Genomic DNA, 26,487 nt, shown 5'->3' on the forward strand with positions numbered 1-26,487 from the left:
GGAACGACTGCCGCATGCGCAGTCGGTGGCCGACTACGAAGCGTTGTTGCCGTGGAATTGCTCGCCAGAGATGCCACGGTAAACGAGGCGGTAGTCTGGCGGTAGGTGTGGTTCATGGAGCGGATACTAAGGATCGATACGACGCTGTTGATGAATAAAATCAACAATATCGCCGTCGGGTGTATACCCACTGACGGTCTCTCGTAAGATTTGGCGAACCCGCGAATAGTCGTCATCTCGAACCGCGTTAAGAAGTTCATTGAGTTTCGTCTTAAGCGCTTCCCAAGGGAGATAGTCTTCGTTTGCACTCATTATCATAGGGTGTTGTGTCGCGACGACGTTATCACCAATGAGGAGCTCTTCGTAAAGCTTTTCACCAGGACGCAAACCCGTAAACTCGATTGAGATATCACCTTGCTGATTTTTCTCCGAGCGCACACTAAAACCAGATAAATGAATCATCTTTTCAGCAAGTTCGACAATCCTTACTGGCTCCCCCATATCCAAAACAAATACGTCACCACCTTGACCCATAGATCCAGCCTGGATGACTAACTGAGCGGCTTCAGGAATAGTCATAAAATAGCGAGTGATTTTTGGATGGGTTACCGTTAGCGGCCCTCCGGATTTAATCTGTTTATGAAAAAGCGGTATCACTGAACCAGAGGATCCTAATACATTGCCAAATCGGACCATGGTAAACCTTGTTTTATTCACTTGAGAAACGTTAGCGACATCACCAAACATTACTGGCGCTACTTCTTGGCTTAGCGCCTGAAGAACCAACTCCGCAAGACGCTTTGTACTACCCATGACATTTGTAGGGCGCACAGCTTTATCCGTGGAGATAAGCACAAAATTGGAAACTCCCGCCTGGACAGCCGCTTGAGCAGTATAGAGAGTCCCGATGACATTATTTAGAACTCCCTCTGCGATATTATGCTCCACCATTGGAACGTGTTTATAAGCTGCCGTATGGTAGACCGTGTCGACACGCCAGCTTTTCATCACATCCAAGAGCTTTTCCTGACTTCGAACAGAACCCAAGATAGGCAGCAATTTTATGGGTAATGACTCACGAGCAACTCGTTGCTCTAGTTCAGACAAAATACTATATAGATTAAACTCACTATGTTCGAACAATAGTAAAGTGGTTGGTCTTAATGCTACTATTTGGCGGCAAAGCTCTGAGCCTATAGAACCACCGGCACCTGTGACAAGAACCGTTTGATTTTTTATACATTGCTCGAGTAACCCGCTCTGCGCGGGCACTGAGTCACGCCCCAACAAATCAGCAACATCCACTTCTTGAATATCATCTACTTTTACCCGACCACTGGCTAAGTCCATAAAACCAGGAACACTACGAACGTGTAATGGAAAACCTTCCAAAAACCCTAGAATCTCGCGACGCCGCCCCCTGTTAGATGATGGGATAGCCAACAATATTTCCTGCGCCCCCGTAACATCAATCATCTGTTGGATATGTTTTGGTTTATAAACGTGAAGGCCTGAGATAACTCTATCTGCGATAGTACTGTCATCGTCTATAAAGGCTACTGGTCTCATAACCCGCCCCATACGCAGGGCAGCTACAAGTTGATTTCCCGCGGCCCCCGCGCCATACACTGCAACCCTAGTTAAACCATTGTCCCGACTAGTAAATGGGACATGTTGAGCTGCGGAAAACCAATCCCCCAGAAAATATTGACGCATCGCTAAACGCAAACCGCCTACCATCATCAGACTTAACCACCAGTAGTTAAAAATGATAGAGCGCGGGACAACGTTTTCGTGGTTGCTATACCAATAAACTACTATACCGAGAGTTAGCGACGATAAAGAAACAGCCTTGACAATCGCAATTAAGGCATCGTTTCCAAAATATCGCATTACAGCCCGATACATTCCGAATCGAACAAATAGAGGAATAGCGATAATAGGCGCGCAAATAAAAAGCCATATGTGGTATATCAGCGGATTGATAAACTCATCTAATCCCAACCTTACAACGAATGCCATCCATAGGGCTAGCCAGACCAACACCGTATCGGTCAAAACTTGAATTAGCCTCTTCTGGCGCCGCGGTAAGCCTAGAAGGAACTCTCTCAATCTATCCATATATCCTCCGAACACCTTACTACCTCTACCAGCCCACATGATTGCTAATATTTAGATGCCCAAGAGAGCTGTTGAAAATAACCTGAACATAATCAGGTTAGCGGGCTTCTACCGCACCTGCATTATATTTCACAGCAATGAAAATTAATGGCACGTAGGCAAACAGTAACGCAACCACTCCATCAAAAAAATCGATTACCACAAGGTACGCCAAAGGGAGCAGCCAAAAAATATTGATCAGCCCAACGGCCAAAGTCACCGAAAAATGATTGCCAAAACGACGCGAAGCGAATTGGTAAGCATGGCTACGGTGTGCTTCATAAACTTTATCTCCTCTTAGCAAACGACGAATCAACGTGAAAGTCGCATCAACGATAAAGACACCGAGTAATATCAGCCAGCACCAAAAAAAATTTGAAAAAACGTTGGCTGCCTGTAAAGAGAAAATTGCGAGCGTTATACCCAAGAAGCCGCTCCCTGCGTCGCCCATGAATATTCGTGCAGGTGGAAAATTCCAATATAAAAAACCTGTTACAGCAAAAGCTAATAACAAAGGCCCCCATATTAACTGCGGAAAGCCACTTACAAAGTACAGCAAAACAGCGCTTAAGCAGACAGTCACCGCTTCGATGCTAGCAATTCCGTCGATACCATCCATGAAGTTATAAAGATTCAACATCCAAACCAGATATATTGCTGCAATTATATAAGCGAAAGGGCCGATGTTGACATCGACTCCAAATATAATTAATGGTGGCAAACTAGCCACCCAATATAACGCCCAGCAAGCGGCTATGAAATGTCCAAGCAATCGCCAACGCGCAGCCACATGCCCATGGTCATCGAGAAATCCCAGTAGCGCAACCACTCCACCTGCTCCGATTAATCCGAAGGCTTGTGCCCAGGAGAGATAGCCTTCAATAGAAAGGAGAGGAAGAAATAAAAGAAAACTCAGAACAATCGCTACCCCACCACCCCGCGGCGTAGGATTCGAGTGCGAACTGCGAACATTAGGAACATCAATAAGGCTGTGTGACAACGCATAAACGCGAAGCAATCTAGTTAGAAAAAGCGAACAAATAAAAATAACAGGCAGCAAATACCAGGCGTTCATTGGTTACGGCTTCCTTGGAAATATTTTGCTGTTTTTATTAATGCGTCGTCAATGCTAATTGGCGGCACCCAGCCCAATAATTCTTTATTTTTTTTAATATCGACCTGAAGGGAACCACAAAGGCGATCAGCCAATTTCTGCTGACCAAAAATCCGTGCAATCAACCTGAGTAACCCGACAGGCACTGGCAAAAGCCTGGATTTCTTACCCATTGCACTGGCAATTTTTCTTAACAGCTCAGTTGTGGAAAGGTCTTCTCCGTCACTGACTAAAAACACTTGATTCGCTGCTGCAGGGTGGATCATACAATGAAATATGAAATCGACGAGATTATCCAGCGACAAAAAGCTTCGCTTATTGTTAATTCGTCCAAAAGGTAGCGGTATACCTTTTTCCACAACTCCCATCATACTTAAAAAATTCGCTTTAACGCCCGGACCGTAAACTAGCACCGGTCTAATGATTACAACTTGCATAGAGGTTTTGGATGCGATTTCCAATAAGCCCGTTTCTGCTTCAAGTTTCGAAATACCATACTCATCCACTGGTGAGGCGGCTGAATCTGCAGTATAAGGAATACCAAGGGGTGTACCTTCACCATTTACTTTAACCGAACTTATGAAAATGAATCTTTTTACGCCTGCTGATGCGGCTTGCAATGCGAGATTCAATGTGCCATCGACGTTCACTCTACGAAACTCAGTCATAGAATCAGCAGCTAGATCCTTCATAATATGCACTCGAGCTGCAGAGTGAACAACTAGAACCACCCCTTCAAGCGCTTGAGTCCAATTCTGTTCCGCATTCAATCCGTTAAATAATACGGACTCAAACGCCATACCAGAGAAGGTATTTGGATTGCGAGTCGCCACACGTAGATCGAATAGTCCACGACGAGAGAGGTCATGCAAAACTGCATCCCCCACAAACCCCGAAGCGCCTGTCAATAGTACTTTTTCCCGATAAGAATCCATTTGTTCACCGAAACCAGCATATCAAAGAACTATTCATTGAAAATAGCTCATCAATCGTTCATTGACCAATCGAACATCAAAATTTTTCTGGGCAATTTTAAAACCCTGCAATCCCATTGCCTCAATTTGCGTGGGATTGTTTATAAAATGCATCATTTTTTCCGCAAGTGCCTCCGCAGACCATCGCGGGACTATAAAGCCGTTGAGCCCATCAATAACTGTCTCTCTACAACCTGGTACATCGGTCGTAATTACCGGACGACCAATTGCCATTGCTTCCTGCGTGCTTCTTGGAACTCCCTCCCTATACGAAGGAAGGACAAATACACTGGAACTGGCGAGCCAACCAGCAACATCATCGACATGACCGCGATGATCCACCAACCCTTCACTGATAAGTGCACTGACACCGTTAGAAGTCAAACCGCCAGGGTTAGACTCATCAAGACCACCTAACATTACAAACCTAGTACTCGGAGACTTACGTTTTACTAATCTTGCCGCTTGAATGAACTCATTAACACCTTTTTCCGCAAGTAAGCGACCAACAAATATGAAACTTATGGGCTCTACTGGGGGAACAGTATAAGGATAATTTGACAGATTCAAACCTATACCACCAAGCACGCTGACTTTAGACACTTTGATTTTATACTTTTCTACCAAGTCAACAGGATCATCTTTGTTCAAGAAAATCAGCCGTTCCAAAAAAGGAAAGGAAACTCGATAAAGAAAGACTTGAATGAACTTCAACAACCTTCCTTTGAGTGCCACTCCCTCGGGTCGCTCTGTAAAGACGTATCCGAGCCCCTCAAGCATACCTATCCGTCGCTTAACTCCAGCCATCACAGCGGCTAAAGTTCCAAAGATTACAGGCTTCGAAAAATAACTAAATACTATATCAGGTGAGATGACCTTTAACAACTTGACTAACTTGTAAGTGTTAATGACATCGCCTAGAGGGTTCAATCCTGTACGACTAAACACATAATCAACAGGCAAGGCTCCTAAAGCCCTCACTTTCGCTCGAGTGTCATCGTCAAAATCAAGCGCAAATGCAAACACTTGATTCCCTTTTCCTACAAGGGTTTTAATCAAGTCAGCTCTGAATCCTAGGACACAGGCCGCTGTAGTCCCCATTAACACTATCTTCATTTAAACAAACGTCCATAAAGTCATCGCAGGCGATCGGAGCTCATCGCAATGTGCTCCACGGCTGCTGCCACTACATTGAAGTGTAATACAGTACCCGCATACACTGAATTAGCATCGATACAAGATACCACGCATTAAGCAAGAGGTGCGATAATGGGTGCTTTTTGAGCCTCTAGCCTGCGTCATGGTGCATACAGATTCGCCCAGGTGGTTACAACGGCATCTAGCGAATAGCTATCAATTACTCTCTGCCTTGCGCGTCGACCGAGTGCTCGGGCCGCTGATGTATCCATATCGAGTGCTAATCTGATAGTAGCTGCCAATTCTTCCACCTTGCCCGGCCGAACTATAAGCCCCCCTTCCTCGCCAACAACCTCCTTTACACCACCACAGTCCGTGGCGACAACAACTCTTTCGGTTGACATCGCTTCAGCTACCACAAGACCAAACCCTTCCCATGCAGACGAAAGGACATAGACATCTGCGGCACTATAAAATCCTGCAACATCTTCCCGGATTCCGAAAAATTTGACGCGATTAAAAATTTCTAATTCTTTGCATAGCGCAATAAGTTCGCTCTTTAACTCTCCGTCACCAATAATCCAGAGCGTTATGGCCTTGTCAACTCTGCATAAAATTTCAAATGCACCCAACAAGCAGGGATAATCTTTTGCGGTAACTAATCTTCCAACGGCTAAAATCACTTTCTCATTCGCAGAGATCCCTTCAGCGCTTCTAATATTAGAGCGAGACAATTCATCGAAACTGAATTTATCCGTATCAATTCCGTTCGGTACAATAAGCATCTGACCGTGCTTCACTGCCCCTTTAGACTCAAAAGCTTCAACCGCACCGCGACTGACGTTCGTAGTTACATCTGCGAGAAAATTTGTCATCCTATAGGCATACATCCTGAGCCTACCACCTTCATTATTACTGTGAGCGGTGCATATAAGTCGCGGAACATGAGTCACTAATCGGACCAGACGCGCTAACAAATTTGCATGAACCATATGAGAATGCACAACATCTGGTTTGAAGGATTTAATTAAAGCTCTTAACGACAAAAAGCTTCGAACCCCCCCGCAGATCGATTTCGTACTCCCCAACCCTATGGCCCTAACAGACTTATCAGACGATATCAATCGTCCAGAACCAGTTAGATAGACAATCAATACATTATGATTACGGGAAATAAGCCGTCGAGCCAAATCTAATACCTGGCGCTCGGCTCCGCCTACATCTAAACTAGTGATAAAAAATAATATATTCATGAAAACCTGTTAAGCAATGTATATAAATAGCACTGTACGGAACGAATAAGATATTTTGCTTTAAAAAATATACTTGTTTCCCTTCCTATTTGCGACCAGTAAAAAACCAGGAAACCCTTAGGGTTTTTGCGCAAATTAGAAGAAAAATTCCGAGAATAACCATCATCAAGATAATCACAGAGATATAAAATTTCATTTGGAAAAAAATATATTAGCCCCTCGTCACCTATCTTATTCCAAACATACAGTTCCGGAACAAACTTCTCTCCTGGAAAAACGGGGAATTTATGCCTTATTAGCATTTCGGTTTTAAAGACATAGGCCAAATCGCCTTTGAAAAGATGTCCTGCTCCAGTAGGTGTCAATATAATTGGCATATCGCCAACATTTAATTTAACGCCTAACAATTGCATATCAAAATAGGCTTTCCGATAGCATAAGCCGACCGTACCTTCATCACTTGGTTGATCTATCGAGCTTAAAATCGTTGCAATCGCTTTTGGGACTAGAGCATCGTCACTATCAACTATGAACAACCATGGTGTACTTACGTGAGCGGCACCATTATTTAATGCAACATGCTTTCCACTATTTAATTGTTCAACAACACGAATTTTGAACGGAGCCGAACTAGCGAAGCCCGTTAAAATACTTTGCGTGTCGTCTAGACTACCGTCATCAACGATCAACCATTCAAATTCCATGCAGGTCTGGGCGCATAGGCTCTCAAAAAGCCGTGGAAGTGTTGTTGCTCTGTTATAAGTTGCTGTAAGCACAGTAATCACAACTTTACCTCGCCCGACGATTTAATCGTTATATCTACAACCACAAATATTAACGCAAGCAGCAAACATGCTTCAGTGATAACGAACCCCATCACTATCCCGTTAACGCCATACCAAATTGATAGTAATGTTGCAAACAACATGGACATTATGGAAAAAAACATCATAAAACCACTGGTTATTTTATCCCGGCCCATCGGTATTAATATGCATAGCCCGATCGCTTGATTGGCTAGCCTAAAAGGAATAATCCATACAAATATCTTTAGTATGCTGCTTGCTATTATAAAACCCGAACCTAAAACTGCTTGAATTAAAAAATCGCCTACGAAGAATATTGAACCAGCGGCAAGGATACCCATCGCAAACATACCAGCCACAATCATCAATGACAGCCTAATCGTATTATCTCTAGATGATCGATATTGGCGATTTAAATACGGAAAAAATCCTATAAGAATTGGATTTACGAACCCTACAAAACCACGAATTATTTTTTCAGCCGGGACGTAAGAAGCAACAGCCACATGCCCAGATGTTGCTCCAACTAATGATGGGCCAGCACTAAGCAATATATTGTTTGAGCTTTTATAAATAAAAACATGAAAACCGACTCTTAACTGCTGTATCCCCCCAAATAAACACAGGCGTATTTTACCAACCCTTTTGATACACATAACATTACCGACAAATGTATTCAACAGCCCAAATCCGACCATTATTCCAAGCGCTAATTTCGCACCACCCTCATCTTTAACAAACCAATATAAAAAAATCAAACTCGCGAAACGTAAAATCACCTCCAATATCACCACCACACTAATTTTTTCTAATCCTTGGAAAAACCAGAACGGGCTAAAACCGAAAGCTAAAAAATATATAAATCCGAAAAATACTAGCGGACCGTCAAAAAATAAAGAGCCATTTAAGATATATAGCACCGCGCTACACAGAAGAACAATTAACACGATGATCAATTTGGCAGAAAACACCTCTCCATAGATTCTGGATAGTTCTCCCTTGTCATCGCGAGCGATTGCAACCTGGCGCGACCCACTTAAAGAAAAACCGTATTCTACAATTAACGATGACATGAGTGCTATAGATTGAATAAGTACTACCTTTCCATATTCTTGAACGCCCAACGCTCGGGCCAATACCGGAATTTCAAGTATTGGAATTAGATAAGCACAAAGTTGAGCAAAAAATAGAAAACCCATATTCTTAATTAGATATTTCAAAATCAGACTCTCAACTCTGTATCAGCGCTAGAATCCCTTCTCACACTTGAATGTATATTCGACAGGCGAGACAGCCAAGACAACATAATGGCCCAGTACCCCCACTCTGACATTTCCGAACTTAAAGGATGAAAGAGTAAGATAAAGCAATAGCACGACGCACCAAGACAAGCAGCCAACTTGTAATGTATAAGAGGTCCTTGATTAGGTCCACCCATCGACTCCCGCATTGCAAACACAACCATTGGACTCATAACCATTATCAGCAGTCCAATTTCACCTAATAAACCAAAGTCACCTAGGATTGCCAAATATACGTTATGTATCACCATCGGAGTTCCGGTCACCAATGAAGTCGAACTTTGAAATCCACAACCTAGTGGTAAACATGCTTCCGCGTTAACGATACCATCACTAATCATTTGCGACCTAATAGGGTCTCCTTCAAACAATCTATTGAGTACTAAAATTGATTTACCATCAAGAAACCCATATATTAAATCTAAATTAAAAACTGCAAATACACCCACCACCATTAATACGATCGACAAAACGGATAAAAATTTAGTTGTATTGATTAAAAATACCAGCATAGCAAATACAGCTACGATTACCGAAAACCACAAAAAACCCGTACGACTTGAATCCTCTAAAAGTAGATACACTGATGCCAACAAAATACAAATCGCTGGAATCATTTTCTGAAAAGAACTACTGAGAATTCTTGCCACTATAAAAGCTGCAAAGAACGCATTGGTTTTCCACAACACACCTGGATACGCAATCATACTTCCTTGGCGGCCATCCCCAAGTAAAATGTAATAATCGACGAATACGTACTTACATAGCAGAAAAACAGAAAAACCAACTAAAGTTGAGATTGCGGCGATATAATAAAATTGATTCACTTGAAGAAATTGCGAATTTGAATAAACTACCACCAGCAAGGCATAAATCATCAAATATTTTAGCCCTTGATAAGCTGTATAAATATCAGCATTAACTAGACCTACGATTAACAGCGCGAAAACTAACACCAAAAAACCACAGGTAACACCAAAAAAAGCGGCGTCAAAATACGTTTTTTTTATACAACCAGAAAAAATTCCAACAATGAAAACCATCCCCCAGAGAATCCAATAGCCTAAAGGAGAAATAACATTTCGCAGATCCCCAAGAACTACCAGTAAGCACGCAAATAGAACAATATAGAATGGCATTTTTCTTTCGCTAATCATATTAGCCACTTCCCGACCACTCATTGATACCAATATCAAGTCTCTTTACAAATACAGCTATGTAAAGTTATAAAATACTTCCCAAAGGTCACAAAACCTAATACCTCACTCATACCATTAAAAGCCGACTATTCAATTGATATTTGAGCATGCTAACATATTAGGCAGTACTGTTGTATATGCCGTTTATGGTATATAGTCCAAGCCGAAATTCAGATTAAATTGAAATCAATCAGGCTTGTGACCTCATATGATTCCTATCGGAAAGATATAGTATTAGCGCGAGCATAATGCCTGCCAACAAACCCGATATTAACCCTAATGCTAAGATTAATGATTTTCTTGGTTTTATTGGAGCGTCAGGACGATCAACTTCGCCATCTTCCCTGTAAACCCAAACATTAGATGGATTGACATCGAGGCTCTTATAAAACTCGTACTTTGACTGAAGATCACGTAAATGCGTTACAAATGGATCATCTGACTTGCGTTGTTCCAAGTTTTGAATTTCCGCCTTCAACGCCTTTGAACCACGCATGTAGATAATTTGACCATCCAAGCTCCCCGCCACCTCAACCGATGGGTTGCCCGTAATTATTGGTGGTTTTTCTAGACCTATAGCCTCAGCAACACGAAGTGCTTCTCGTAATTTCGTAATAGAGTCTTGCCGAAGCTGTATACCGCTTTCTCGCATGGAGTTGATTTGCTGAAGAAGATTACGAGCTCTCACTTGGCTTTCGGTGGAAATGTTCTTTATCATTTCCTCCTTTGCCAGTACTCCCGCACGGTCAACATAAGCTTGGACCCACGTAGAAGCTAAGTCAGGATCATTAGCTTGTGCAGTTACAGCAGATTGATCACCCGCGTCTTTAACCGGAAGAGTAACTGTCAACACCTTTGAAAATCGAGAATATAAAGCGTCTTTTGATCCCTTCTGCTCTTCGTCTGACAGACTCGGCACGTATACTGTGTTAAAAAACTCTCTACGGAGGGATTCAGAGTTGAGTACTCGAAGGAAGACCGTATAAATATCCTTAATAGCTAGAGGCGTAAGATCGGACTCACGCGTACGCCCGTAATTGAAATTAGCTATGTCGTTTTGCGTAGGCGGAATAAGGAAGAGTTTAGCTTCGAAAACCGGCTTAGCCATAAATGCATACGAGGCAGCTAATAGCGTTGCCATGAAAGCAACACCCAATATTAGCCACTTTCTTCGCCAAATAGAGGTGATCAACGCCTGAAGATCGATCTCAGAATCTCTATATGATTCGGATGAACTGCTCTGCATACCCCACTCGCCCTTTTCCTGTACGGGCACATCACCGTAGTGATGCGCTCGATTTGCTCAAATACTTTCTATGTATTGATAAAGATAATTTTTTCAAGACCAGTTCTTCATCGCTCGCGTATTGTACCAGCGACAGGAGCAATCGTTGGTGACGACAGAATATTTTCTATAGGCACAATCTCAGCTAGGTCGCTTGTTTTGCCCAGATACGCATCGGACAACGAACAAAGTGAGGGGGCCGACTACCATGCCTAGCAGAAGTGATACTGCGACGTACAGCGATATTGGGAGAGAAGGTGTTGACCAGCCAAAAAATAGCAATGTTGATGGCTGTTGATTTTCCAACACAAATACAAGTGATGTTATAGCTACACATAACACGAATACAATTATTCCTATACGCCTGAATGCATGCATGCCATATCTTCCATATCCGATGCTCAATTCTCTTCCTCATCCTCATTCACCCGATCCCTAAGCTCCTTCCCCGGCTTGAAATGCGGCACGAACTTGCCGTCGAGGCTGACGGACTGACCGGTTTTTGGATTGCGACCTACGCGCGGTGCGCGGTAGTGCAAGGAGAAGCTGCCAAACCCACGGATCTCGATGCGATCACCGGTGGCCAGACATTGGGACATTTGTTCGAGCATGGTCTTGATGGCCAGTTCCACATCCTTGGATGAGAGCAGCCCTTGATGGGTGACAATTCGTTCGATCAACTCCGACTTCGTCATATTTTTCCCTTCTTTTTCAAGCAGCTAGATCAGCGCTTCAAAGGTTTTAGCACGCCCGGATGAATTTGAACAGCCCGAGTTTTGACATATCTTTACCCAGAAAGAGATGCCCGATTTCAGATCACTGGAACGCTGATCATGCCCTTTCGGACTCACCTGCAGATAACCAGCATGGTGCGCGTCAGATAGCCCGCAGGATTGAAGCCAAAGGGGTACTCATCCTCATCTTTGGCATCATCGGACCTGGCTACAACTTTGTACCCCGCCGCCTTGCACTCCTTGTTCGCTCGCTTGCGGCACTTCTCCCACCCCGAGCCCAATCCTGAACAATCGATCTCGATGCCACTGACCCCACGCACCGCATGAGTCTTGGCATTAGTGGTACAGCCCGCCAGTGTCAGTACTGCTATTACGACAATGAGCTTGTTCATTCGCTTCCTTAGGCTGGACACGCCGCCCGACGGTCGTTCGCTTCAAGCTAAAGACTAGCTTTAAATAAACGATTGATCCGATTAAAGAAAGAGACAACTTGCCGGGAGGATTGGTTTCACGGCAAACAATCGCAGCGCCACGAAACCATCAAAATCACCAAATCACAGGCGCAAAAAAGGGCGACCGAAGTCGCCCTTTTTCTATGGTCTGACAGAACTTAGTTCTGTTTTTCCATTTGTGCACGCAACAGGTCGCCCAGAGTGGTAGGACCAGCAGCGATGCTATCCGAAGGCTTGTCTTTCAAGCTCTGGATTGCTTCTTTCTCTTCAGCATCGTCTTTCGACTTGATGGAGAGCTGGATTACACGGCTCTTGCGGTCAACGCTGATGATCTTGGCTTCTACTTCCTGGCCTTCTTTCAGAACGTTGCGCGCGTCTTCAACGCGGTCACGGCTGATTTCGGAGGCTTTCAGAGTCGCTTCGATATCGTCGGCCAGAGTGATGATGGCGCCTTTAGCGTCAACTTCTTTCACGATGCCTTTAACGATTGCGCCTTTGTCGTTCTCTTGAACGTACTCGGAGAACGGATCGCTTTCCAGTTGCTTGATACCCAGGGAGATGCGCTCGCGCTCTGGGTCAACGGACAGGATAACGGTGTCCAGCTCGTCGCCCTTCTTGAAGCGGCGAACGGCTTCTTCGCCCACTTCGTTCCAGGAGATGTCGGACAGGTGAACCAGACCGTCGATGCCGCCGTCCAAACCAATGAAGATACCGAAATCGGTGATCGACTTGATGGTGCCGGAGATTTTATCGCCCTTGTTGAACTGGCCAGAGAAATCTTCCCATGGGTTAGATTTGCACTGCTTGATGCCGAGGGAGATACGACGACGCTCTTCGTCGATGTCCAGAACCATAACTTCCACTTCGTCGCCGACTTGTACGACTTTCGAAGGGTGGATGTTCTTGTTGGTCCAGTCCATTTCGGAAACGTGTACCAGGCCTTCAACGCCTTCTTCCAGCTCAGCGAAGCAGCCGTAGTCGGTCAGGTTGGTTACACGAGCGGTAACGCGAGTGCTTTCTGGGTAACGGGCTTTGATAGCAACCCATGGATCTTCGCCCAGTTGCTTGAGGCCCAGGGAAACACGATTGCGTTCGCGATCGTACTTCAGAACCTTGACATCGATCTCGTCGCCAACGTTGACGATTTCGGAAGGATGCTTGATACGCTTCCAAGCCATGTCGGTAATGTGCAGCAGGCCATCGACGCCACCCAGATCGACGAATGCGCCGTAATCGGTGAGGTTTTTGACGATACCTTTGACTTGTTGGCCTTCCTGCAGGGATTCCAGCAGAGCTTCACGCTCAGCGGAGTTCTCGGCTTCGAGGACGCTACGACGGGAAACGACAACGTTGTTGCGTTTCTGGTCAAGCTTGATGACCTTGAATTCCAGCTCTTTGCCTTCCAGGTGCGTGGTGTCGCGCACAGGACGGACGTCAACCAGAGAACCTGGCAGGAACGCACGGATGCCGTTAACGTCGACAGTGAAGCCGCCTTTAACCTTACCGTTGATAACGCCCTTGACCACTTCTTCGGCTGCGAAGGCTGCTTCCAGAACAATCCAGCATTCAGCGCGCTTGGCTTTTTCACGGGACAGCTTGGTTTCACCAAAGCCGTCTTCAACCGAGTCCAGAGCAACGTGAACTTCGTCACCGACGTTGATAGTCAGTTCGCCAGCATCGTTGTAGAACTGCTCAAGCGGGATGAGTGCTTCAGACTTCAGGCCAGCGTGAACGGTTACCCAGCGAGCTTGGTAATCGATATCAACGATAACACCGGTGATGATGGAGCCTGCCTGAAGGTTCAGGGTTTTTAGGCTTTCTTCAAAGAGTTCCGCAAAGCTTTCGCTCATTTTAATTCCTGATGATAAGGGCGAAGAATACGCCCATCTCCACATCCCAGACGACGTGGGTTACGTTCATTTAAAGAAACAGCGCAGGACTATGACTGGTCCCCTGCGAAGTCTCTTGGTCACCCGGCGATATCGCGGAGTGCGATCTCGCTCATGATGCGTTCCAGCACCTGATCGATGGATAATTCCGTGGAATCCAGCTGTATGGCGTCAGCCGCCGGCTTGAGCGGGGCTACCGCTCGCTGGGTGTCACGCTCATCGCGGACACGTATCTCATCTAGCAGACTCGACAGACTAACACCATCGACTTTGCCCTTCAACTGCAAGTATCGACGGCGCGCACGCTCCTCGGCACTGGCAGTAAGGAATATCTTCAGCGGTGCATCGGGAAAAACCACCGTGCCCATGTCGCGACCATCGGCCACCAGACCCGGAGCCTCCTGAAACGCCCGCTGGCGCTGGAGCAGCGCATCACGCACCGCCGGCAGTGCAGCGACCTGGGAAGCCCAGGCGCCAACCTGTTCGTTGCGCAAATCATCAGTGACATCGTCACCTTCGAGAATGATCCGCTGCGGATGACCTTCGGTCGCGCCGACGAACTGCACGTCCAGATGAGCGGCCAGCAGCTTCAGCGACTCCTCATTGGTCAGATCGACGCCATGATTACGCGCGGCGAATGCCAGCAGACGGTACAGCGCACCGGAATCCAGCAGGCACCAGCCCAGACGCTTGGCCAGAATCCCGGCAATAGTGCCCTTGCCCGAACCGCTAGGCCCGTCGATGGTGATGACCGGTGGCTTGATAATCACGACTGAGCCTCTTGTGCAACACGGATACCGACCTGCGCGCACAGCGCGAGGAAGTTCGGGAACGACGTCGCGACGTTGGCACAGTCATGAATGCGGATCGGTGCAGTGGCGCGCAGCGATGCCACGCTGAAGGCCATGGCAATCCGGTGATCGCCGTGACCGTGCACTTCGCCGCCGCCGATCTGGCCGCCGTCGATGATGATGCCGTCCGGGGTCGGCTCGCACTTGACGCCAAGCGCCAGCAAGCCATCCGCCATGACCTGAATCCGGTCCGACTCTTTAACCCGCAGCTCTTCGGCGCCACGCAGGATGGTGCGCCCTTCGGCACAGGCGGCGGCCACGAACAGCACCGGAAATTCGTCGATGGCCAGCGGAACCAGCGCTTCAGGAATCTCGATACCTTTGAGTTTAGCTGCACGTACGCGCAGATCCGCTACCGGTTCGCCGCCGACTTCACGCTGGTTTTCCAGGGTGATATCAGCGCCCATCAGACGCAGGATGTCGATCACGCCGGTACGGGTCGGGTTGATGCCGACGTGCTCAAGCACCAGCTCCGAACCTTCGGCGATCGACGCGGCCACCAGGAAGAACGCGGAAGACGAGATGTCGCCCGGCACTTCAATGTGGGTCGCGGTCAGCTTGTGGCCGGATTCGACCGACGCGGTCGCACCGTTGACGGTGACCGGGTAGCCGAAGCCACGCAGCATGCGCTCGGTGTGGTCGCGGGTTGGAGCCGGCTCGGTGACAGTGGTTTTGCCTTCGGCGTACAAACCCGCCAGCAGCAGGCAGGATTTAACCTGGGCACTGGCCATCGGCATGGTGTAGGTCAGGCCTTTGAGCTTGTTGCCGCCGCGAATGGTCATCGGCGGACGACCTTCAGCAGCAGTCTCAATCACGGCGCCCATTTCACGCAGCGGATTGGCCACGCGATTCATCGGACGCTTGGACAGCGAAGCATCGCCCGTCAGCGTGCTGTCGAAGTTCTGCGCAGCCAACAGGCCAGACAGCAGACGCATCGAAGTGCCGGAGTTGCCCAGGTAGATCGGGCCCGGCGCAGGCTTCAAGCCATGCAGGCCGACGCCGTGAATGGTCACGCGACCGTGGTGCGGACCTTCGATCACGACGCCCATGTCACGGAAGGCTTGCAATGTTGCCAGGGCGTCTTCGCCCTCGAGGAAACCTTCCACTTCGGTGACGCCTTCAGCCAAGGAGCCGAGCATGATCGAACGGTGGGAAATCGATTTGTCGCCCGGTACTCGAATCCGCCCAGTCAGGCGGCCACCAGGTTGTGCCAGGAAAATCAGGTCGTTGGAATTCATAGCGTCCACATAAGCCCGGCGGGCCAGGATTTTACTGAAATGTTCGCGGGCAACCCGGGCGCGAGTGAACACGCCCAACAATTGGTGCCCATCCCCTGCATCGACCGCGTCGCGCAAGGCGTCGAGGTCGCTGCGAAATGTATCGAGTGTGCGCAGGACAGCTTCGCGGTTGGCGAGGAAGATGTCGTGCCACATGACCGGGTCGCTACCCGCGATTCTTGTGAAATCGCGAAAACCGCCCGCAGCGTAACGGAAGATCTCAAGGTTTTCATTGCGCTTGGCCAACGAATCGACCAAACCGAACGCCAACAAGTGCGGCAAATGGCTGGTCGCCGCCAACACTTCGTCATGACGCTCGACCTGCATGTGCTCGACATCGGCGCCCAATTCGCGCCACAAACGGTCGACCACTGCCAGCGCTGCCGGATCAGTCTGATCCAGCGGTGTAAGAATCACTTTATGGCGGCGGAACAGCTCTGAGTTAGAGGCTTCCACCCCGCTCTGCTCGGAACCGGCAATCGGATGCCCCGGCACGAAACGCGCCGGCATGCCGCCAAACGCTTCGGTTGCCGCGCGCACCACATTGCCTTTGGCGCTGCCGACGTCAGTCAGAATCGCTTGCCCCAGGTCCATGCTGGCCAATCGGCCGAGCATTTTTTCCATGGCAAGGATCGGCACGGCCAGTTGAATCACGTCGGCGCCCTGGCAAGCAACGGCCAGGTCTTCTTCGCAGCGATCCACCACACCCAACTCAACCGCCAGTTTGCGCGACTGCGGGTCGAGATCGACCCCGACCACTTCGCGGCACAGGCCGCTTTCACGCAAACCCTTGGCAAACGAACCGCCCATCAACCCCAGACCGACCACCACCAGGCGACCGATCATAGGTTCAGCAGATTGCAGTGCAGTGACATCAACCACGAGCCAGAACCTTGGTCAGCGCTTCGAGGAAGCGGCTGTTTTCCGCCGGCAGACCGATGGTGATGCGCAAGTGGTTCGGCATGCCGTAATTGGCCACCGGACGCACGATTACGCCTTCGCGCAGCAAGCCCTGGAAGACCGGAGCCGCAACACGGCCCAGATCGACGCAGATGAAGTTGCCCTTGGACGGAATCCAGCTCAATCCCAGCTCACGGAAACCCGCTTCCAGCTGCTGCATGCCGGATTCGTTCAGGCGACGGCTTTCAGCCAGGTACTCGGTGTCTTGCAGCGCAGCGCACGCAGCGGCCAGGGCCAGGCTGTTGACGTTGAACGGCTGACGCACTCGGTTCAGCACATCCGCAACCACCGTCGTAGACAAGCCATAGCCGACCCGCAACGCCGCCAGGCCGTAAGCCTTGGAGAACGTGCGCGAAACCAGCAGGTTCGGGTAGGCCGCCAGGTAGTCCAGACCGTCCGGCAAGTCGCTGCCTTCGGCGTATTCGATGTAGGCCTCGTCCAGCACCACCAGCACGTGTTCCGGTACGTCCTGCAGGAACTCGTCCAGCGCTTCGGCGCCAAACCAGGTCCCGGTCGGGTTGTTCGGGTTGGCGATGAAGACAACACGGGTATCGGCATCGATCGCGGTCAGCATGGCTGACAGATCATGGCCCCAGTCTTTGGCCGGGATCACTTTGGCCGTAGCGCCGACGGCTTGGGTGACGATCGGATAGACCGCAAACGCGTGCTCGCTGAACACCGCGTTCAGACCCGGCGCCAGATAGGCACGGGCGACCAGTTCCAGAATGTCGTTGGAACCGTTGCCCAGCGTCACCTGATTCAGCTCGACGCGGCACTGTTCGGCCAGCAGGGTCTTGAGCGCAAAACCGTTGCCGTCCGGATAGCGGGTCAGCTCGGCCAATGCTTCGCGAATCGCCGCCAGAGCTTTGGGACTGGCGCCCAACGGGTTTTCGTTGCTGGCCAGTTTGACGATGCTGGCCGGATCGATGTTCAGCTCGCGCGCCAGTTCGTCCACGGGCTTGCCCGGAACGTAAGGCGAAAGTTGTTGCACGCCCGGCTGTGCCAGAGCGAGGAAGTCACCACTCATTTGCTACCGCCCTTAGAGAACTGCTTTCGGGTAGGAACCCAGCACTTTGAGTGCCACTGCTTCCTGACTGATCTTTTCCAACACACCTTTGACCAGTGGGTCGCGGTGGTGGCCGACGAAGTCGATGAAGAACACGTAGGTCCATTTACCGCTGCGCGAAGGACGCGTCTCGATTCGCGTCAGGTCGATGCCGTTGTCGTGGAAAGGCACCAGCAACTCGTGAAGCGCGCCGGGCTTGTTGCTCATGGAGACGATGATCGAAGTCTTGTCGTCGCCGGTCGGCGGCACTTCCTGGCTGCCGATCATCAGGAATCGCGTGGAGTTGTCCGGGCGATCCTCGATTTTCTCGGCCAGACGGGTCAGCCCGTACAAGCCTGCCGCCATGTCGCCGGCAATCGCCGCCGAGTTCCACTCACCCTTGACCCGTTTGGCCGCTTCGGCGTTGCTGGACACTGCCACGCGCTCGACATTCGGGTAATGCGCGTCCAACCACTTGCGGCACTGGGCCAGGGACTGGGCGTGGGAATAGATGCGGCTGATGCTGTCGGTCTTGGTGTTTTCACCGACCAACAGGTGGTGGTGAATCCGCAGCTCGACTTCGCCACAGATCACCATGTCGTGTTCGAGGAAGCTGTCGAGGGTGTGGTTGACCGCGCCTTCGGTGGAGTTTTCCACCGGGACCACGCCAAAGTTCACCGCACCGGCCGCCACTTCGCGGAACACTTCGTCGATCGCCGCCATCGGCTTGCTGATCACGGCGTGGCCGAAGTGTTTCATGGCCGCGGCTTGGGTGAAGGTGCCTTCAGGCCCGAGGTAAGCCACTTTCAGCGGCTGCTCGAGGGCCAGGCACGAGGACATGATTTCGCGGAACAGCCGCGCCATCTCTTCGTTGCCCAGCGGCCCCTGGTTACGCTCCATGACGCGCTTGAGCACCTGAGCTTCACGCTCAGGACGATAGAACACCGGCACTTCGCCTTCGGCCAGCGAGGCCATCTTTACTCGCGCAACTTCCTGGGCGCAGCGTGCGCGCTCACTGATCAGCTCCAGGACTTTCTCGTCCAGGGCATCAATGCGCAGGCGCAGTGCCTTGAGTTCTTGCTCAGACATTAGCCGTGTTCCTTCTCGAACTCTGCCATGTACGAAATCAGTGCGTTGACCGCAACGATGTCGACGGCGTTATAGATGGAGGCACGCATGCCACCCACGGAACGGTGACCCTTGAGGTTCAACAGGCCACGCTCTTCGGCACCGACCAGGAATGGCTTGTCGAGACGGTCGTCAGCCAGGCGGAACGGCACGTTCATCCACGAGCGATCCGACTTGTTGATCGGGTTGCTGTACAAGCCGCTGGCGTCGATGAAGTCGTACAGCGTGCGCTGTTTCACTTCGTTGAGCTTGCCGATGGCTTCAACACCACCCTGCTCTTTCAGCCACTCGAATACCAGGCCCGAGAGGTACCAGGCCAGGGTTGGCGGGGTGTTGTACATCGAGCCGTTGTCGGCCGCGACCTTGTAGTCGAGCATGGTCGGGCACAGGGAACGGGCGCGCCCCAGCAGGTCTTCGCGAACGATGTTGACGACGATACCGCTCGGACCGATGTTCTTCTGGGCGCCGGCGTAGATCATACCAAAGCGCGAAACATCGATCGGACGCGACAGGATGTCCGAGGACATGTCGGCGATCAGCGGAACATCGCCGGTTTCCGGGATCCACTGAAATTCCAGACCACCGATGGTTTCGTTCGGCGCGTAGTGAACGTAGGCCGCATCTTTCGACAGGTTCCATTCGTTCTGACCGGGAATAGCGAAATAGTCGTAAGGCTTGGCGGTGGCGGCGACATTGACGTGACCGTAGCGCGAAGCTTCTTCGATGGCTTTCTGCGACCAGATACCGGTGTCGATATAGTCGGCGGTGCCGCTTTCCGGCAACAGGTTCAGAGGAATCTGAGCAAATTGCTGGCTGGCGCCACCTTGCAGAAACAGCACTTTATAGTTCGAGGGGATATTCAGCAGATCACGCAGATCCTGCTCGGCCTTGGTGGCGATGGACACGAACTCATCACTGCGATGGCTCATTTCCATGACCGACAAGCCTTTGCCATGCCAATCAAGGAGTTCACCCTGGGCGCGCTGCAGGACAGCTTCGGGAAGTGCCGCAGGACCGGCACAGAAGTTATAGGCTCTCTTGCTCACATCCAATCTCGCTCTGATTTGGTGGTATCACGCAAACATATCAGTCGACGCAGATCCAATGTAGGAGCGGGCTTGCTCGCGAAAGCGGTGTAACAGGCGACATCGATGTTGAATGTCAGTCCGTCTTCGCGAGCAAGCCCGCTCCCACACTCGATCTCCATGGGCGTCGATAATTTCATTGCAGACAAACAACAAGGGGGCGAATTCTCATCCGCCCCCTGTCTGTCCGCTTACTCCTGCGGTTCTTCGTCAGCGGCGGCGTCGAGTTGCTGATCTTCAACAACGTCGTCGATTACGACTTCGCCGTCGAACACTGCACCCTCTTCACCTTCTTCCAGCTCTTCGCCTTCGACTTCCGACGGCTCCTGAACCCGCTCCAGACCTACCAGCGTTTCATCGCTGGCCAGTTTGATCAGGGTCACGCCCTGGGTGTTACGACCCAGACTGGAGACTTCGTCAACACGAGTACGCACCAGGGTGCCCTGGTCGGAAATCAGCATGATTTCCTCGCCGTCGAGCACCTGGACTGCACCGACCAGACGGCCGTTACGGTCGTTGCTGACCATGGCGATAACGCCCTGACCACCACGTTTGTACTCAGGGAACTCGGTGATCGCCGTGCGCTTGCCAAAACCACGGGCCGAAGCGGTGAGGATCTGGCTGCCTTCTTCCGGGATCAGCATGGAAATCAGCTTCTGGCCTTCCGGCAGACGCATGCCGCGGACACCGCGAGCGGTACGGCCCATGGCACGAACGTCGGTTTCCTTGAAGCGAGTGACCTTGCCGCCGTCGGAGAACAGCATGACTTCGCGCTCGCCATCGGTAATGGCGGCAGAAATCAGTACGTCACCTTCGTCCAGCTCTAGCGCGATCAGGCCGACGCTGCGTTGACGGCTGAAGGATTCCAGCGGGGTCTTCTTCACGGTGCCTTTGGCAGTGGCCATGAAGATGAAGTGACCTTCGGTGTATTCGTCGACCGGCAGCATGGTGGTGATGTATTCATCACTGTCCAGCGGCAGCAGATTGACCAGCGGACGACCACGGGCAGCGCGGGACGCTTCCGGGATTTCGTAGGTTTTCAGCCAGTACACCTTGCCTTTGCTGGAGAACAGCAGAAGCGTGGTGTGGCTGTTGGCGACCAGCAGGTGAGCGATGTAGTCCTCATCCTTGACGCCGGTAGCCGATTTGCCTTTACCGCCACGACGCTGAGCCTGGTACGCAGCCAATGGCTGGGTCTTGGCGTAGCCACCGTGGGAAATGGTCACGACGCGCTCTTCTTCCGGGATCATGTCACCCAGGGTCAGGTCGAGACGGGCATCGAGAATCTCGGTGCGGCGCACGTCGCCGTATTCGGCGCGGATCACTTCCAGCTCTTCGCGAATCACTTCCATCAGGCGCGTGGCGCTGCTGAGGATGCGGATCAGCTCGCCGATCTGGTTGAGGATCTCTTGATACTCGGCCAGCAGCTTTTCGTGTTCCAGACCGGTCAGACGGTGCAGACGCAGCTCCAGAATGGCTTGCGCCTGCTCTGGCGACAGGAAGTACTTGCCTTCGCGCAGACCGTATTGCGGGTCCAGAGTCTCTGGACGGCACGAATCGGCACCGGCACGTTCAACCATCGCGACCACGGCGGAAGATTCCCACGCAGTCTTGATCAGCGCTTCCTTGGCTTCCGACGGCGTTGGCGAGGCTTTGATCAGGGCGATGACCGGGTCGATGTTCGACAGGGCAACCGCTTGGCCTTCCAGAATGTGACCCCGTTCGCGGGCTTTACGCAGTTCGAACACGGTACGGCGGGTAACGACTTCGCGACGGTGACGAACGAAGGCTTCCAGCAGGTCCTTGAGGTTCAGGATGCGTGGACGGCCGTCGATCAGCGCGACGATGTTGATACCGAATACCGCTTGCAGCTGGGTCTGGGCGTAGAGGTTGTTGAGAATCACCTCAGGCACTTCGCCGCGACGCAGTTCGATCACGACGCGCATACCGTCCTTGTCGGACTCGTCGCGCAGTTCGGTGATGCCTTCGAGCTTCTTCTCTTTTACCAGCTCGGCGATCTTCTCGATCAGACGGGCCTTGTTCAGCTGGTAAGGGAGTTCGGTGATGACGATCTGCTGACGGCCACCGACCTTGTCGATGTCTTCGATCATCGAGCGGGCGCGCATGTAAATGCGGCCACGACCGGTGCGGTAGGCTTCGATGATGCCGGCACGACCGTTGATGATCGCGGCGGTCGGGAAGTCCGGACCGGGGATGTATTGCATCAGCTCATCGATGGTCAACTCAGGGTTGTCGATGAGTGCCAGGCAACCGTCGATGACTTCACCGAGGTTGTGCGGCGGGATGTTGGTCGCCATGCCCACGGCGATACCGCTGGAGCCGTTGACCAACAGGTTGGGAATACGGGTCGGCATGACCGCCGGGATCATTTCGGTGCCGTCGTAGTTCGGCACCCAGTCCACGGTTTCTTTGTGCAGGTCAGCCAGCAGCTCGTGCGCCAGCTTGGTCATGCGCACTTCGGTGTATCGCATGGCGGCGGCGTTGTCGCCGTCCACGGAACCGAAGTTGCCCTGACCGTCTACCAGCAGGTAGCGCAGCGAGAATGGCTGCGCCATCCGAACGATGGTGTCGTACACCGCGGTATCACCGTGAGGGTGATACTTACCGATCACGTCACCGACAACACGGGCAGATTTCTTGTACGGCTTGTTGAAGTCGTTGCCCAGCTCGCTCATCGCGAACAGCACACGCCGGTGCACGGGCTTCAAGCCATCGCGCGCATCCGGCAGTGCCCGCCCGACAATTACGCTCATCGCGTAGTCGAGGTAGGACTGCTTCAGCTCGTCTTCGATATTGACCGGGAGGATTTCTTTGGCCAGTTCGCCCATGAGAAGCCTGATTCCTTTTTCTGGTGAAACTTCGTCACATCCATATGGGACGAACGAAGCTCGCCGCTGCAGGCTGAGTGCCATGCACCGACTTACGACAAATCAACGAGTTATGCCATGGATCTGCGCAGTAAAGGCAGCCACATCGGGCTACCTTGGAAACCGCCGGATGTTATCACAAGAGCCGCCACGCACCTATCCCCCTGATGCGCATGGAGCATAGTTAGTTGACCGGTGACAGGCTTGAAGGGGACGAGAGAGGCTTAGAGCCTTTTTAATTGAAGATTTACGGGGTGAATAAGGGTTGTTCAGTGGCTGTGAGGGCCTCTTCGCGAGCAAGCCCGCTCCCACACTCGACCGAGTCTAACTGGAGAACTTGGTCAAATGTGGGAGCGGCGGTGCGGCGATCCGACTTGCTCGCGAAGGCGATTTATCAGACACCAGATATCTTTAATGCAGACGCTTGCGGCACATCAACTGCGCCATTTTCGCGGTGTCCGGGCGCTCGACGATGCCTTTTTCGGTAACGATCGCATCGATCAGGTCAGCCGGGGTCACATCGAACACCGGATTGAACGCATCGACATCCGCCCCGACCCGCTTGCCGCCGACTTCCAGCAACTCGCGACCATCGCGCTCTTCAATCGGGATGTCATCACCGCTGGCCAGGTTCATGTCGATGGTCGAACTCGGCGCCACCACCATGAAGCGCACGCCGTGGTGCATGGCGTTCACCGCCAGCTGATAGGTGCCGATCTTGTTGGCCACGTCGCCATTGGCAGTGATCCGGTCAGCGCCGACGATCACCCAGGTAATGCCTTTGGTCTTCATGATATGGGCCGCGGCGGAGTCGGCATTGAGGGTCACGGGAATGCCTTCGTTGGCCAATTCCCATGCGGTCAACCGCGAACCTTGCAGCCATGGACGGGTTTCATCGGCATAGACGCGCTCGATCATGCCCTCGATGAACGCCCCACGAATGACGCCAAGTGCCGTACCAAAGCCGCCGGTGGCCAGTGCGCCGGTGTTGCAGTGGGTCAGAATCGCCTGGGCGTTGCCCTGGTGCTTGCGGATCAGGTCCACACCCAGTTGCGCCATGGTCAGGTTGGCTTCGCGATCACTCTCGTGAATGGCGATAGCTTCCGCCTCCAGCACCACCAGCGGATCGGCGTGATGCTTCAGACGCTCAAGCCGGTCGCGCATGCGGCCCAGGGCCCAGAACAGGTTGACTGCGGTCGGACGGGAATCGGCCAGTAGCGCGAAATCCTCTTCCAGCGCCGCCTGCCAGTCACCGCCTTCGGCAAACCGCGCGCGGGCCGCCAGCACAACACCATAGGCGGCACTGATGCCAATCGCCGGCGCGCCGCGCACCACCATCGAACGAATGGCCTCGGCCACGCCAGCAGCGCTGGTGTAGGCGATCCAGGTTTCCTCGAACGGCAAAATACGCTGATCCAGCAGGTAAAGGGCGCCATCACGCCAATCGATGGCCTTCACCTTCTCCGCAGCCAACAGTCGATCGCGCATCCGTCACCCCGTACTCATGAACAAAAGCCGTCGATTATAGCGATCCCCCTGCGAAGACGCTCGGGTATACTTCGCCATCCTTTACAAAAGCTCTGGAACCGACTCTCGATGCCGAACAATGCCGCTGCGCTCGACTTGCTATTGCTGCCGACCTGGCTGGTACCCGTCGAACCCGCTGGCGTTGTCCTAAAAGAGCACGCCCTGGGCATCCGCGACGGACGCATCGTGTTCATCGGCCCACGCTCGGCTGCGCTGAAGCTTGACGCAACCGAAGTCCGCGAATTGCCGGACATGTTGCTCTGCCCTGGCTTGATCAATGCCCACGGTCATGCGGCGATGACACTGTTCCGAGGCCTGGCCGATGATCTGCCCCTGATGAGCTGGCTGGAAAACCACATCTGGCCGGCCGAAGCCAAGTGGGTCGATGAAACTTTCGTACGTGACGGCACTGACCTGGCGATCGCCGAACAGATCAAAGGTGGCATCACCTGTTTCTCTGACATGTATTTCTTCCCGAAGGTTGCCAGCGAGCGCGTGCATAACAGCGGCATTCGCGCGCAAATCGCGATTCCGATCCTCGATTTCCCGATCCCGGGCGCCAGCACGGCGGATGAAGCCATTCGTCAGGGCGTCGAATTATTCGGCGATCTCAAGCACCACGAGCGCATCAAAGTCACCTTCGCCCCCCACGCCCCCTACACCGTGGGCGACGAGAACCTGGAGAAAATCCGGGTGATCACCGAAGAACTGGACGCCTTGATCCATATGCACGTGCATGAAACGGCTTATGAAGTGCTGCAGTCCGTCGAGCAGCGCGGCGAACGCCCGCTGGCCCGCCTCGGGCGCCTGGGTTTGTTGGGGCCGCGCTTCCAGGCCGTCCACATGACTCAGATCAGCTACGAAGACCTGGCGTTGCTGGTAGAAAGTAACACCAACGTGATTCATTGCCCGGAGTCGAACCTGAAGCTGGCCAGCGGGTTCTGCCCGGTGGAGCGCTTGTGGCAGGCCGGCGTCAATGTCGCGATCGGCACCGATGGTGCGGCCAGCAACAATGACCTGGACCTGCTCGGCGAAACCCGCACCGCCGCCTTGCTGGCCAAAGCCGTCTCCGGCTCGGCCACCGCGCTGGATGCCCATCGCGCCCTGCGCATGGCCACGCTCAATGGCGCCCGTGCGCTTGGGATCGAGGCTGAGGTCGGTTCACTGGAAGTCGGAAAAGCGGCAGACATCGTCGCATTCGATCTCTCCGGCCTGGCGCAGCAACCGGTCTACGACCCGGTTTCGCAGCTTATATATGCCACCGGCCGTGACTGCGTGAAACACCTTTGGGTCGCCGGCAAGCAACTGCTCGACGACCGCCGCCTGACTCGTCTGGACGAAGAACAACTCTGCGCCACCGCCAAGGCGTGGGGCCAGCGCATCAGCGGCCATACCGAATCGTAAGCCCCCCGGACTCACCAA

The 26,487-nt window shown here is 51.9% G+C and carries 20 protein-coding genes; 1 reads left to right on the forward strand and 19 read right to left on the reverse strand.

What is annotated here, in order from left to right:
* Nucleotides 1–126: 126 nt before the first annotated feature.
* The 19 genes from FQ187_RS08095 to mtnA all read right to left on the reverse strand — a co-directional run bounded on the left by FQ187_RS08095 (nt 127) and on the right by mtnA (nt 25,026).
* Nucleotides 127–2,121, reverse strand: coding sequence for a nucleoside-diphosphate sugar epimerase/dehydratase (locus FQ187_RS08095; RefSeq protein WP_134422166.1), 1,995 nt, complete (start codon nt 2,119–2,121; stop codon nt 127–129).
* Nucleotides 2,122–2,218: 97 nt separating this feature from the next.
* Complete coding sequence (locus FQ187_RS08100; RefSeq protein WP_149629070.1) at nt 2,219–3,235, reverse strand: glycosyltransferase family 4 protein; 1,017 nt, start codon at nt 3,233–3,235, stop codon at nt 2,219–2,221.
* Nucleotides 3,232–4,209, reverse strand: a complete 978-nt coding sequence (locus FQ187_RS08105) for an SDR family oxidoreductase (protein ID WP_149629071.1) — start codon at nt 4,207–4,209, stop codon at nt 3,232–3,234. The genes FQ187_RS08100 and FQ187_RS08105 overlap by 4 nt, the downstream gene beginning before the upstream one ends.
* 33 nt (nt 4,210–4,242) lie before the next feature.
* Entirely contained in the window at nt 4,243–5,364 is a 1,122-nt protein-coding gene (locus tag FQ187_RS08110) for a glycosyltransferase family 4 protein (protein WP_149629072.1), read from the reverse strand.
* 182 nt (nt 5,365–5,546) lie between these two features.
* A complete protein-coding gene (locus tag FQ187_RS08115; protein WP_149629073.1) occupies nt 5,547–6,638 on the reverse strand; it encodes a glycosyltransferase in 1,092 nt (363 codons plus the stop codon).
* Nucleotides 6,635–7,423, reverse strand: coding sequence for a glycosyltransferase family 2 protein (locus FQ187_RS08120; protein WP_149629074.1), 789 nt, complete (start codon nt 7,421–7,423; stop codon nt 6,635–6,637). Before FQ187_RS08120 ends, FQ187_RS08115 begins: the two co-directional genes overlap by 4 nt.
* Nucleotides 7,420–8,664 (reverse strand): oligosaccharide flippase family protein, encoded by a 1,245-nt coding sequence (locus FQ187_RS08125; protein WP_149629075.1) that lies wholly within the window; start codon nt 8,662–8,664, stop codon nt 7,420–7,422. Before FQ187_RS08125 ends, FQ187_RS08120 begins: the two co-directional genes overlap by 4 nt.
* Nucleotides 8,665–8,666: 2 nt before the next feature.
* Entirely contained in the window at nt 8,667–9,911 is a 1,245-nt protein-coding gene (locus tag FQ187_RS08130; RefSeq protein ID WP_149629076.1) for a hypothetical protein, read from the reverse strand.
* Nucleotides 9,912–10,134: 223 nt separating this feature from the next.
* The gene (locus FQ187_RS08135) at nt 10,135–11,190 is read right to left on the reverse strand and encodes an LPS O-antigen chain length determinant protein WzzB (RefSeq protein ID WP_134422174.1); all 1,056 of its coding nucleotides are present in this window, start codon (nt 11,188–11,190) and stop codon (nt 10,135–10,137) included.
* A 440-nt stretch (nt 11,191–11,630) separates the two neighbouring features.
* Entirely contained in the window at nt 11,631–11,924 is a 294-nt protein-coding gene (ihfB, locus tag FQ187_RS08145; protein WP_134422175.1) for an integration host factor subunit beta, read from the reverse strand.
* A 152-nt stretch (nt 11,925–12,076) separates the two neighbouring features.
* Nucleotides 12,077–12,355 (reverse strand): hypothetical protein, encoded by a 279-nt coding sequence (locus FQ187_RS08150; RefSeq protein ID WP_134422176.1) that lies wholly within the window; start codon nt 12,353–12,355, stop codon nt 12,077–12,079.
* 218 nt (nt 12,356–12,573) lie between these two features.
* Complete coding sequence (gene rpsA, locus FQ187_RS08155) at nt 12,574–14,265, reverse strand: 30S ribosomal protein S1 (protein ID WP_008148721.1); 1,692 nt, start codon at nt 14,263–14,265, stop codon at nt 12,574–12,576.
* A gap of 119 nt (nt 14,266–14,384) precedes the next feature.
* A complete protein-coding gene (gene cmk / locus FQ187_RS08160) occupies nt 14,385–15,074 on the reverse strand; it encodes a (d)CMP kinase (protein WP_129442406.1) in 690 nt (229 codons plus the stop codon).
* Nucleotides 15,071–17,278, reverse strand: a complete 2,208-nt coding sequence (locus FQ187_RS08165; protein WP_256667285.1) for a bifunctional prephenate dehydrogenase/3-phosphoshikimate 1-carboxyvinyltransferase — start codon at nt 17,276–17,278, stop codon at nt 15,071–15,073. Before FQ187_RS08165 ends, cmk begins: the two co-directional genes overlap by 4 nt.
* Before the next feature lie 28 nt (nt 17,279–17,306).
* Nucleotides 17,307–18,419 (reverse strand): histidinol-phosphate transaminase, encoded by a 1,113-nt coding sequence (gene hisC, locus FQ187_RS08170; RefSeq protein ID WP_149629078.1) that lies wholly within the window; start codon nt 18,417–18,419, stop codon nt 17,307–17,309.
* Between the two features lie 12 nt (nt 18,420–18,431).
* Nucleotides 18,432–19,526 (reverse strand): prephenate dehydratase, encoded by a 1,095-nt coding sequence (gene pheA / locus FQ187_RS08175; protein ID WP_007899727.1) that lies wholly within the window; start codon nt 19,524–19,526, stop codon nt 18,432–18,434.
* Complete coding sequence (gene serC, locus FQ187_RS08180; RefSeq protein WP_149629079.1) at nt 19,526–20,611, reverse strand: 3-phosphoserine/phosphohydroxythreonine transaminase; 1,086 nt, start codon at nt 20,609–20,611, stop codon at nt 19,526–19,528. The genes pheA and serC overlap by 1 nt, the downstream gene beginning before the upstream one ends.
* 230 nt (nt 20,612–20,841) lie before the next feature.
* Nucleotides 20,842–23,499 (reverse strand): DNA gyrase subunit A, encoded by a 2,658-nt coding sequence (gene gyrA, locus FQ187_RS08185; RefSeq protein ID WP_008148713.1) that lies wholly within the window; start codon nt 23,497–23,499, stop codon nt 20,842–20,844.
* Nucleotides 23,500–23,949: 450 nt separating this feature from the next.
* Complete coding sequence (gene mtnA, locus FQ187_RS08190) at nt 23,950–25,026, reverse strand: S-methyl-5-thioribose-1-phosphate isomerase (RefSeq protein WP_149629080.1); 1,077 nt, start codon at nt 25,024–25,026, stop codon at nt 23,950–23,952.
* Between the two features lie 108 nt (nt 25,027–25,134).
* Here mtnA and FQ187_RS08195 point away from each other — a divergent pair, with 108 nt between their 5' ends.
* Nucleotides 25,135–26,469: a TRZ/ATZ family hydrolase gene (locus tag FQ187_RS08195; RefSeq protein WP_149629081.1), complete on the forward strand. Its 1,335-nt coding sequence runs from the start codon at nt 25,135–25,137 to the stop codon at nt 26,467–26,469.
* The last annotated feature ends 18 nt before the right edge of the window (nt 26,470–26,487 follow it).

The organism is Pseudomonas sp. ANT_J28 (genome assembly GCF_008370005.1).
Taxonomy (GTDB): Bacteria; Pseudomonadota; Gammaproteobacteria; order Pseudomonadales; family Pseudomonadaceae; genus Aquipseudomonas; species Aquipseudomonas frigoris.